An 11,972-nucleotide genomic window follows, 5' to 3' on the forward strand; every position below is an offset into this window, starting at 1 on the left:
ACTTGTCGGTACATGAGTATTAACACCTTGGACTAGGCTTTAGACCGATCTTAGCTAATTTTCTGGGACTTCGCTCTTCCCGTTATCGATTGAATTCGTCTCCCTTCGCGGGTTCTAGTCTTCTTCAGCAAGCCCTAAATACCTTTTCTAATGAAAAGTTGAACTACCAACAGAAAGAATTTAAATGATTACCCCAACCCAAAATAGAGCCAGCTAACGGCTTGGGCGTCAGCGGACGGCGATGCAAAATAAGCGTGAAAATCGCGTGAAAATCCGTTCCGCCTGCATGCAGTAGTTAGGCTGCCTGGCATACCTATAAAGGACGTTGATAAGGCTCACCGTGCTGTTGATATCCAACTCGCTCAAAGGTAGTAATCATTGGGTTATTGTTCACATCTGTATCACAAAACACTCTCCAAACTCCTATATCTTGCAGAACTCTCGTTCCTTTTAACAACAAATCGGTTGCAAAGCCTTGTCTACGATACTCCGGCAAAACTCCAATATAGTAGATGGTTGCTTCTTCCAAACCATCCTTAGCGCAATCTAGATAGATCGCTGGTAAAACAAAGCCAACAATCTTACCATCACTATTAAAACCAATCTGCCACCATTCGTCTTGATACGAGAATCCATCTTTCGATTCAGCTAGAAACTGCTCGGCAAATTGTCGAGAACTACTTTCTGTGACTTGTTTTCGATCATTTGCATCAATCGATGACCCCATCACCTGAGCAACTGCTGAAAGTAACACCTCATAACTCAGCGTATTGGCAGCTTTGAAATCTAATCGAGAAGGAACCTCAACTAACGGCTTAGGCTCTTCCCAAACAAAGGGCACTTTCAAGTAGGTTTGTTGACTCATAAAATCAACTAAAGTTTTGGTGTTTTTAAGAGTTCAGCTTAGCACTATCAACTTTCAACGACATCCTGACCAACAACTTGAGCAGCCTAACTATTTATTAGACTGACAACGTCAGTCTAATACCCCCGAACAGGGTAGATAGATGGACAAATGTCCACCTAATACCGAAAAAATGGGTGATTATACAGACATTTGTCTACATAACAAGCCTAAATTGGGTGATTAGGCTGAAATATATTCAGTCTAATCACCGTAGAGAGAATATTGTCAGCTTTAGTATTATTTGTAAATAATATTAACATTTCTCAAAATCGAGTTAATGACAATTGAAGAGCCACCAAAGAAAAAATTGCTAGATCGAGTGAGGGATGCTATTCGACTCAAGCATTATTCATATCGAACAGAAGAAACCTATGTTCAGTGGATTAAGCGATACATCTTCTTTCATAATAAGCGGCATCCCCAAGAAATGGGAGTTGCTACGAACTCATCTTCAAGGGCAAGACGCGATCGTGTCAATCACAAATTATCGAAATGTAAGGTGGGTATTCCCCTGTGAGTAAATCGATCCGTAGTCAAAGTCAGAACAAGTCAGTCACAAGTTAGGCTTCAACTTAGTTAGTGGTGGAGTTTACTAGAGCTATGGCATTGCTCAACTCCCAACGCCACAACCACAGGTATTCCAAACATGAAGACTAGCCAAGTGCAGCACACACTAATGGCATACTTACGCCACGAACTCTGTACGCCGATTAATGCCACGATCGGTTATAGTGCCATGCTGCTCGAAGAGCTAAAAACACAACCAGACTCGATCTTCGTCGCCGATCTGGACAAGATTCACATCTGTAGTCAACAACTATCGATCCTGGTAAATACAATCCTCGATCCAGTGCAACTGGAAATGAGCCAGATCGACGGCGAACTGAGTCGGTTTGGTGCTGAGCTAAGGATGGAATTGCTCACGCCCTTGAGCACGATTATCGGTTACTGCGAGATGCTGTTAGAGGAAGCTCCAGCAGAATTGATTCCCGATCTAGACAAAATTCATACGGCGGCGCACCAGTTATTGAGCTTAGTAAATGATATCGTGCATCTCGCCCAGCAACAGTTACAGCAGTTGACGGTACCGGATGCTAGTTCCCCCCTGTCGATCGAACACCCAGCTACGGCTAGCCTGGTGCGGAGTGCGACTACTACACTGAAGATGCTCGATCGAGTGTCTGGCGTACCGCAGGCACAGGGAGGGATGATTTTAGTAGTTGATGACAACCCGACTAATTGTGACTTACTCTCGCGCCAATTAAAACGGCAAGGCTACACAGTCACAACGGCGACTAATGCCCGTCAAGCCTTACGCCTGCTCAAAGCCGTCCCTTACGACCTAATTTTACTAGATGTCATCATGCCGGAGGTCGATGGGCTGGAGTTACTCCAGCAGCTCAAACAGGACGATCGATTCCAGCACATTCCGGCGATCGCTATTTCGGCACTAGAGACGATCGATGTTGCGGTTAAATGTATCGAACTTGGTGCCGAAGACTATTTGCAAAAGCCCTACGATCCGATCTTGCTCCAAGCGAGGATTACCGCCTGTTTAGAGAAAAAGCGATTGCGCGATCGCGAAATCCTCTACCGCCAGCAAGTACAATGCCTGAGTGCCGCAGCAGCCGCGATCGAGACTAAAACCTTCAACCCCAATAGTTTGGACGATCTGAGCCAGCAGTCGCACCAATTAGGGCAACTAGCCCGCGCTTTCCAACAGATGGCGCGATCGGTTAATTCCCGCGAACAGGAGCTAGCACAACAGATTCAGCTCTTACAGAATGGCATCGATCTGGGGCAGCCACAGCGAGTGGTGGCTGAGATTACCGCCGCAGAACATTTTCAACAGCTCCAGCAGCGAACGAAGCGCAGTAGCGATGTCGAGAATCTCTATCGCTCTTCCCTGTATCCTTCTCTCCATCCCGCTCCCCCCAATCGCGATCGCGCTGTATCCTCACCAGTGAAGCGATCGCCGTTAGCGGTTGTCAGGCGGGTAGAGCAACCAGCGATCGATGCCCACCAGGTTAGCACCGCCAAAGTTATCGCTGTCCACTCCTTTCGCGGTGGTACGGGTAAGTCAAATCTCGTCAGTAACCTGGCGGTGAGTCTCGCCAAGCAGGGTAAACGGGTGGGCATTATCGATACAGACTTACAATCTCCAGGCATTCATGTCCTATTTGGGCTGGACGATGAGACGATCGACCTCACTCTCAATGACTATCTCTGGCATCGTTGCGCTTTGTATGAAGCCGCCTACGATCTGAGCCACTTGTTGCCTCAACCTGCTGTTAATCCTGCTGGGGCGATTTATCTGATTCCCGCCAGTGCCAACGCCAACGATATTACCCAGATCGTGCGTGAAGGCTACGCCCCAGATTTGCTCCTCGATGGTTGCGCTCAGACGATCCGCGATCTCCAACTAGATGTTCTGTTACTTGATACCCATCCCGGCATCGATCGCGAAACCCTTCAGGCAATCGCGATTTGTAGTCAGCTAATTGTGATGCTGCGTCCAGACTATCAGGACTATCAGGGCACTGGCGCGATCGTCGAGCTGGCGCGGATGTTGTCGGTTGCGGAGCTGTTACTAGTTGTCAATCGGGTACCACCCAATTTTGAGATCGAAACCTATCAACAGCAGGTACAAACCGTCTACGGTGTCCCCGTCGCCGCCGTTTTGCCCTTTGCCGAGGAAATGCTGACTCTCGCCAGTAGTCAAGTTTTTGCGGTGCGCTATCCCACTCATCCGCTGACTCAGGCAATCGATCGACTGGGCGATCTGATGATGCTCCAGGGGAGAGGCTCCACCAACGAACACAAGATACCGATAAGACGATCGCCTTAATCGTCTGGGGGTTTTGACAATATGACTCGGATTCAGTCCGCGCAGGCGGACTTTGCATCACTAGCAGCGGTTTCAACCGCTGATTAACTATACCGGAGCCAGATCGATGCCTACAATTCTGTTAGTCGAAGATAACGATATCAACCGAGATATGCTATCCCGCCGTCTAGAGCGCTATGGCTATCAGGTAATTGTTGCTGTCAATGGCACCGAAGCTGTCGCCAAAACTCTGTCAGATCGACCGGATATCGTGTTGATGGATCTGCACCTCCCCATTCTCGATGGTTGGGCAGCCACCCGACAGATTAAAGCCAATCTTCAAACGCGAGTCATTCCCATTATTGCGTTGACGGCGGATGGGAATGCGGGCGAACGCGAAAAAGCACTAGCTGCTGGTTGCGATGAATATGATACCAAACCAGTGGATCTGCCTAGATTGCTCCAAAAAATTACCAAACTACTAGAGCCAGTCATCACAACAGCCCCAGCACCTCCGAACTCGCCCCCAGATCCCCGCTTACAGCAGATCTTACTAAATCGGTTGCGGCACCAACTCGATCCGCCGATCGATCGAATTATTGGCTATAGCGATTTGCTGTTGGATCTTCTGGGCGATGGACAGCAGCCAGATCTATGCAGCGATATTCAGAAGATTCACGCCTCTGGGATGCGAATTTTGCAACTAGTACAGGCAATGCTCAACCCAGTACTATTGGAGCTAAAACAGCAGGAAATTCACATTTTCACTCCAAGTTTGCGATTGGAAATTCTCACGCCGCTGAGTACGATTATTGGCTACTGTGAGATGTTATTGGAGGAAGCATCTACCCACCTAATCCCAGATCTGGAGCAGATCTACACTTCGGCGCAGGATCTGCTCAGTGTGGTGAATAGTCTAGATAGTCCGTTGGCGGAGCCTCTCCCCTGGAGAATCGATCTACAACCGATCTCGCTGCAATCGATCGCTCCCGACGATCCAAGTCTAGCAAAGGATTGGACGCGATCGAAACCAATCGATTCACCTCGTAAGCGCAAAGCGCAGGCGTTGCCAACGCGTAGCGTCGGCTCTGGCGAATCGCCAAGTGCCACAGATCGTCGAATTTTAATCGTAGACGACAACGAATCTAACTCCACGTTGTTGTCCCGACAGTTAGAGCAGCAGGGATTGCAGGTAACGATCTCGACGCTCGATCGAGTCTTTGATACCCTCGCAGCCATCCCCTGCGATCTAATTTTGCTAGAGATCGATCGAACGGGTAGTGGATTGCCACTGTTGGCGCAGCTCAAACAGGGCGAGTGGCGACACCTTCCCGTCCTAATCTTGGCAGCACCCGATCGCATGGATCTGGTGCTGCGAGGGATTGAGATCGGCGCAACAGACTATCTGACTAAGCCGTTTCAGTTGGTGTTACTTCAGCCGAAGATCGCTGCTTGTCTAGAGCTACAGCGGCGGCAGGGACAGGATGACAGCTTCGATAGTCTGTTTGAAAATGCGCCAGTCGGTGTTTACCAAGCGACGGTTACAGGGTGCTATCGGCGGGTTAATCCGGCACTCGTCGAACTGCTGGGATATCCCGATGCAGAGACACTGATGGCGATGGTGACAGATATTGCCGACCGCATTTATGTCGATCGCAATCGCTATGCCGATTTCAAAACGATGTTAGCAGAACACGATCGCGTTACCGGATTTGAGTACCAAGCGTATCGCTATGATGGCGACCCGATCTGGATTGCGGAGCACGCTCGCGCTGTCCGAGATCGGGAGGGGAAGTTAGTGGCTTATGAAGGCATTGTGGAGGAGATCTCCCAACGCAAGTTAGCTGAAGCCGCGCTCCAGCCACAATTAGCGGCGTTGCAACTCGAACTCGCTAATATTAAGCTCACCCAACAGGTGGCGGAGATCGTCCAAACCGATTATTTTCAGCAGTTACAGCCCAATGGTGAAGCCTCAACCGCTGGCGGAGCCGCGCCGATGGAGGATCGAGATTCTAGCCTGCAATCGTCTCTACCGCTCAAGGTGCTGTTGGTTGAAGATAATGAATTGAATTCTGATATGCTCTCGCGGCGACTGCAACGTGCTGGCTATACGGTGGTGGTTGCCAGCGATGGTGCTGAGGGTGTGGCGAAGGCGATCTCGGAACTACCAGATCTGATTCTGATGGATATCAGTTTGCCGATTCTAGATGGGTGGGAGGCAACTCAACAGATCAAGGCGAATGCCCAGACGGCGCGGATTCCGATTATTGCTTTGACGGCACATGCGATGGCTGGCGATCGAGAGAAGGCGTTGGCGGCGGGTTGTAATGATTATGATACTAAGCCAGTGGAGTTACCTCGGTTGTTAGGCAAAATTGAGGGTTGTTTGAAGCGATCGATCTCTAATTAAGGTGAGTTCGGGATCTGTGCTCCGTTCCAGTACCGCACTCGATTGAAATCGGTGCTAGTGGTGCAAAGTCCGCCTACGCGGACTGACGTTCGGGTTAAGGATTTCCGTTGGCGATAGCCTCTCCTTGGAGAATCGATGGCTCCTAGCTTCGTTTGGGTGCCGCCCTCAAATGAATTTGGGGCTAAGAGCAAAAGTTCTCTAAAGAGAACTACCAAATCACCTAGTTCGTTTCAACGAACTTTTGCTCTTAGCCCGAACTTATAGTTCAGGGCGGTGCTTGAGCGGAGCAGATCGATTTTCCTTAACCCGAACTGACATTAATTAGTCCGCGTAGGCGGACTTTGCATCATCAGCCACGACTTTAGTCGTAGGCTTTTCAACACCACTAGCAGTTAGACATCATGACTATTTGGTTGGTAATTTATCAAAACTTAATTCCAGAATTTATTGCCGTCGCGATCGTGCTTTGCGGCGGCATCGGATCGAATCCTGCTTTGATTTGCTCCTACTCGATCGTTTGCACATTCCTACTCAGAATTACCTGGAATATTTCAATTTTAATTCATGGCTTGGGTCATGTCTTGTCGATCGCTATTATCGATCGAGATCCATCTTTTATCAACATTACTAACATCCTCGAACATCGGACTCCATCAGCTATATTTAGATCGTTAATTCCCTTTGCACCGATATTCGTAATATCGATCGGGAACTCAGATTATTCTTGGGTTGATGTTGGTCGATCGACTTCTACTTCGATTCGATTCAAGGCATTGGGTGGCATCTTATTTAATGCAATTGCGGTGGGTTTGGGACTGTTGGCGATTTCGTTAATTATAAGTATCGATCGCTATCCAGACGAATTTATCGTTCGGTTTGTAATTAACAGTTTTGTAGTTGCTAATCTTTTAGTGATTGTTAGTTCGCTGTCAGATGTGGTGGCGGTGGTGACGGGTGAGGCGACTTGTTTTAACTGCGGAAATTTTGGGTTTATTGGCAAACGATTGGCGAGTGATGATAATTCTCTACTACCAGCAAGAGTGATTGATATTTTCAAAACAATGGGCTGCGAAACTGAAATTCGGGGCGAACAAGCTGGCGGCGGGGTGGTGTTTGCCCAAGATCGAGCCGATCGAGTGGTATTTGTCGGGACGAAGGTAGTCAATCGCAAGCGGCAAAATTTGACCCAATCTCTAGAAGCGGCGTTTGCTCCGGTGCGAAATCAAGCGATGCGGGCTGGTACCCAGGCTGTGGATGCGGCGATTGTCGGGGTTTGGCACTATCGTTATGCTACGAGTAGTCTCCCAGCAATTATCGAGACTCATTGGCATGAGTGGATGCCAGCTAGAACTGCTGATGTGTGGCGATTCGATCGGGGAAAATGGGTGGGCGATCGCCAAACGGTAAACCACCGGATTACCCATAATGGGGATTTTGATGCTTGGGTGCTGTTTGGCGATCCGATCGAGAATGCCGATCTGGGTTTATGGCTCGAACGGGTGTTACATACGCCGAATGCGACGCTTGGCGACTCGCCGAAGATTGCGGGGATGATGGATTTATTAATTACCCAGGGGATGTGGGGTGCTTCGTTGCGACTGGCATATCAACTGACGGTAGCTAAGTCGATCGAGGAGGCATTTGGGGGTAAAAGTCCGGCTCGATCGGCACCGAATACCGCCCCGTCGGAGTTGGAGATCGGTGATTGGGCGGCGATCTCTGAAGGGATCTTTATCAGACATCAAGAGGCGATTTTGCTCCCCGCTGCCAAATCGATGTTGGAGTTATCCCCGCCACAAGTCGATCTGCTCGAACGAGATCTGCTCGCAGCTTTGAGTCAGCATCACTCGATCGGTCAATGGAATGACTCGGATCGATCGGCTTTTGTCAAGACTGCTGTGGATGTTTTTTTCCATCACAATCCCTATCAAGCAACGAAATTATTTATGTCCAGAGCCAAGGGTAGTTTTGGGCTGGTAACGGCTTCGACACTGAATCCCGATCGTCTGGTATTGAGTGCTTGGGGACAGCCGATCGTGACTGGATTCAACGTTCGCGATGATTATATGGTTTACGCTTCAGAACCAGCGGCTGTCGATGCCGTTTTATCTGACATTCCCCGTTCCTATCGTTTGGATTTGGAACAGAAAGGGGGTGAAATTGCCTGGGTGGGGGTCGATCGAATTACTATTTATTCGATGTCAACAGACCGCGAATTACTGGGTACGGAATTAGAACAACGGTGGATTCCATTACAGGGAAGTTCCTACATTATGCCGCCAACAATCGGCCATCGAGATCCCGTCGAACATGACATTGGGGAAATTCCCCAGGTGCTGCAATCGATCGCCACATCCTGGCGCGATCCAGCTTCATTCAATCGTCAAAGCGCAGACTATTTAGCCGAATTATTGATTGCCAAAGCTAAGAGCTGGGATCGGCGACAACGGGCAACGATCGATATTAAACTTGACCGAGTGGCAACAGATCGATCGGTGGATCTACTAATTACGGGTGTCGAGAGCAGTCTCTGGTTGGGCGAACGATTTGCCCAAGATTTAATTACCATCTGCCCCGCATTAAAAGTCGCGACAATTTCAGCCAATCAGGTGTTACGGAAATTGTCATCTGACTCGAACCGACTGCATTTAGGTCAAAACTCGATCGTCTTAGCAATCAGTCAATCTGGCCAAACATTTCCCACCCTGCAAGCTACCCACGCCTTCGAGCAACTCCGCCGCCAAGGATCGATCGGCGAGATATTTGTGATGACTGGTGAAATCTGTAGCCTGATGGGTACCGCGATCGAGCAGTACTATTACCCCGCATCTAGTTTTACTCGCCGGATTTTTATCAATGGCAGCGGTCGCCGCACGGCGGAACCCACCACCGTCGCCGTAGCTGCCGCTCAAGCCACGTTAACGGAATTATTGCTATACCTCGCCAAACGGCTCCGACAGAGCTTCCCTGGTCAATGTGGGGCATTTGAGATGACCTTAACCGCCGCAAATTTAGAGACTCTCGATCGAATCAAAGCTGAGTTTATCGATCTGAGCGTGGTACCGATCGTCGGCACGACAGCCAGCGGCGAAACCAGCAATTCATTAGTCCATCGTCAGCTCCTCCAATCCGGTCGAAACTGGGCATTGCATGTCACCGAAACTCCCCTCGTCTGGGGAATTCATGCCCTCTACATCGCGATTTCCGCTGGGTTTAAAGTGCCATTGGCGCAAACGATCGCTCACTCGATGTTTGCGCTAGTTCATACACCCATCCCCGGATTATTGCTGCCAGCGATCGTCTTAGCCGATGTGCTGATTTACATCTTTGGCCCCTGGTTTTGGACATTGGGACTGCGGTATGTGCAGGGTAGACCCCTCCTCGCCCGCATGGGCAAACGCACCCTGGTCATCGGTGATGTGCCGTGGGTGCATCAATTATTAAAAGTCTATGTCAGCAAACTATTCTCGCTCAGTTATGGGATCGCCTCCCTCGATGTGCATGGTGCGAACCCTCAAGATCACATGCTGCATCACTTTGGACATCGGGTGGTGAGAGGATCGTTAATCTTCTTGGGCATACCTGATGGGCGACGCGACAAGCTGCACAAAGAGTATGAAAGTGCCGTAATTATGACGGGCAAACAAGCCAATGGGGTGCGAAATATCAATGCAGGAGCGGAAATTATTGCCCTGGGACACAATCCGGCGATTTTCGTTCCGAAAGGCTCCGCCAACGCCCAGCAAGGCTTTCAAGACACGATCGTCCTCCCTAGTCCACCGACTACTGCTGCCAGCGACAGTAGTATAGTGGCGGAATTACGCGAATCGCGGTTTGGCTCGTTCGAGCGATTACTCGCCAGCTATGTATTGTTCTGGGCATTATCAAAACATGTTGCCTCCTTCCCCTTGCTCCGATATCAACATTGGAAGTCCCAGAGCCGAACTCGAATCATGACCACCGCTGCTCCGGTGGCGCGATGACTTATTTCGATCGATCGTTCCTAGCTCTCAAAGAATACTAACTAAAGTATTAAGCGATCGTACTCAGGCTACCACCAAAGGTTGTCAGCAATTACTGTCTTTAGTCGATCTCTACATCAAGACGTTTTTCAGATGTTTAGATTGAGTTGAAATTATAAGATAAATAGGGCTTGCCGAACTATTGATTGCCAAAGGCAAGAGCTGGGATCGTTACGGTAAGAATAATGCTTGAACCGAATAGTTTGTCGAACCCGATCTAATAACTTGGGTGGGTTAGGCTGTTCCATAGCATTGGGAGACGATCTCCACCAGAAGAATATTACAAAATGTTAGGGAATTACACCACCCTGAAGCAATAGGATTTAGACTGAATCTCGATCCGCCTAAATACCCAATTTGGGGTGTTATACGGATAATTGTCGGGCTAAACACCCAATTTGGGGTGTCATATGAATAACTTTCCGTCTAATAAATAGTTAGGTTGCAAGATTCTGGTGGTGTTCATATTTAAAGTTTGTCGTCAAAAGCATTAGACTTTGATTCAAGAATTGGGGGAAAGATTGCAGTATTCGTTTCAAATTGGATATAGCTATACTAGGCGTGATATTTATCGAGTTATTGGCATTCCTGAAGATACACATGGAGGCGTTTGGGATACAGGATATGCCCGTCATGAAAACGACTGGTTCATTTTTTGCAATATTGCAACACCAGGAACAACTGGTCATGATTATGCCAACCAGTGGATTGGAGATAAATTGGAATGGTACGGAAAAACGAACTCCCAATTACGCCACCAATCAATCCAATCCATATTGAGTTTGGAAACGAATACCTATATTTTCTGGCGCGAGGATAATAAAAAGCCTTTTACATTCGCTGGCATCGGAAGTGTAAAAGGATTTGAAGACACTACCCCCGTCAAATTTATATGGACATTTGAGGCAGGAATATTTCCAGATGAAATTAATTTAACTTCAGTTTTGCACGAAGGAGCTGTTTGTCAAGTATCAGTTAACTCTTTTGAGCGTAATCCATTGGCTCGTCAGATATGCCTTGAGCACTATGGAATAAGTTGCTGTGTCTGTGGCTTTAATTTTGGTAGAGTTTTTGGTAAATTAGGTGAAGGATTTATCCATGTTCACCATTTGCGACAACTTTCGGAAATAAGTAAAGAATATATTGTTGACCCAGTGAAGGATTTACGTCCTGTATGTCCAAATTGCCATGCTATAATTCACCGAAGTTCTGTGCCGCTCAGTATCCAAGAAATCAAAGCATTAGTTGAAGAGACGAGCAGCGATGCAACCTAACACTTCATTGGAGCGGAACGTCGGTAAATGCTATATTTGACTCAAAGTGCATCTGCGTCCGCTCAATTCAAGGCCGTTGTGCTGACTGCCCACCAAGAAAAATGTATTCCTAAATTCTGTTTTTTCAGCATTTCAGATAGCATTTTAGAATTACGATCGCACTCACCTTTTCATAGATCGTAAATCCACGGAATGGAGGGAAACGCTATGATCAAGCTTAGAATGCATCACCGTTCGCTGAAACCCAAGCCGTTAACAACAATGTCGTATCAATCTAAACCATCTGCTACCCCCTGCATAACTACCTTTGATGAGTTTATGCGACTGGCGGATTATTCTCTGATGGATACCTTAACTGCCGATCCTGATGCCACGGTCGATGGTAACGATCGCCGTGCCCGACAGGTTTTCTCTGGTCATTTCGTACCTGTAACACCTACGCCGCTTGCAGAACCAGAATATGTAACCCATAGCGGCACTTTTTTTAAAGAACTTGGGTTGAGCGACGAGCTGGCGTTTGATGAACAATTTC

Annotated in this window: 5 protein-coding genes and 4 pseudogenes; 8 read left to right on the forward strand and 1 reads right to left on the reverse strand. The window is 48.2% G+C overall.

Annotated elements, in window-relative coordinates; translation table 11 throughout:
- Window positions 1-313: 313 nt before the first annotated feature.
- Window positions 314-865, reverse strand: a complete 552-nt coding sequence (locus ACEW9I_RS10275; protein WP_373540251.1) for a GNAT family N-acetyltransferase — start codon at window positions 863-865, stop codon at window positions 314-316.
- Between the two features lie 319 nt (window positions 866-1,184).
- Here ACEW9I_RS10275 and ACEW9I_RS10280 point away from each other — a divergent pair.
- From ACEW9I_RS10280 to ACEW9I_RS10315, 8 genes and pseudogenes are all read left to right on the forward strand, one after another.
- Window positions 1,185-1,343: pseudogene (locus ACEW9I_RS10280) on the forward strand (phage integrase N-terminal SAM-like domain-containing protein); the annotation flags it as partial.
- A 210-nt stretch (window positions 1,344-1,553) separates the two neighbouring features.
- Window positions 1,554-3,755, forward strand: coding sequence for a response regulator (locus tag ACEW9I_RS10285; protein WP_373540252.1), 2,202 nt, complete (start codon window positions 1,554-1,556; stop codon window positions 3,753-3,755).
- A gap of 106 nt (window positions 3,756-3,861) precedes the next feature.
- A pseudogene (locus ACEW9I_RS10290) lies at window positions 3,862-4,218 on the forward strand (response regulator); the annotation flags it as partial.
- 204 nt (window positions 4,219-4,422) lie between these two features.
- Window positions 4,423-5,580, forward strand: a pseudogene (locus tag ACEW9I_RS10295) (response regulator); the annotation flags it as partial.
- 150 nt (window positions 5,581-5,730) lie between these two features.
- Window positions 5,731-6,144, forward strand: a complete 414-nt coding sequence (locus tag ACEW9I_RS10300; RefSeq protein WP_373540255.1) for a response regulator — start codon at window positions 5,731-5,733, stop codon at window positions 6,142-6,144.
- A gap of 401 nt (window positions 6,145-6,545) precedes the next feature.
- A complete protein-coding gene (locus ACEW9I_RS10305) occupies window positions 6,546-10,127 on the forward strand; it encodes a hypothetical protein (protein ID WP_373540253.1) in 3,582 nt (1,193 codons plus the stop codon).
- A 536-nt stretch (window positions 10,128-10,663) separates the two neighbouring features.
- On the forward strand, window positions 10,664-11,440 hold the full coding sequence (locus ACEW9I_RS10310; RefSeq protein ID WP_373540254.1) for a DUF3427 domain-containing protein: 777 nt from the start codon (window positions 10,664-10,666) through the stop codon (window positions 11,438-11,440).
- Window positions 11,441-11,701: 261 nt separating this feature from the next.
- Window positions 11,702-11,972 (forward strand): annotated as a pseudogene (locus tag ACEW9I_RS10315) (hypothetical protein); the annotation flags it as partial.

The sequence above is a fragment of the Chamaesiphon sp. genome, from assembly GCF_041738855.1.
GTDB lineage: Bacteria > Cyanobacteriota > Cyanobacteriia > Cyanobacteriales > Chamaesiphonaceae > Chamaesiphon.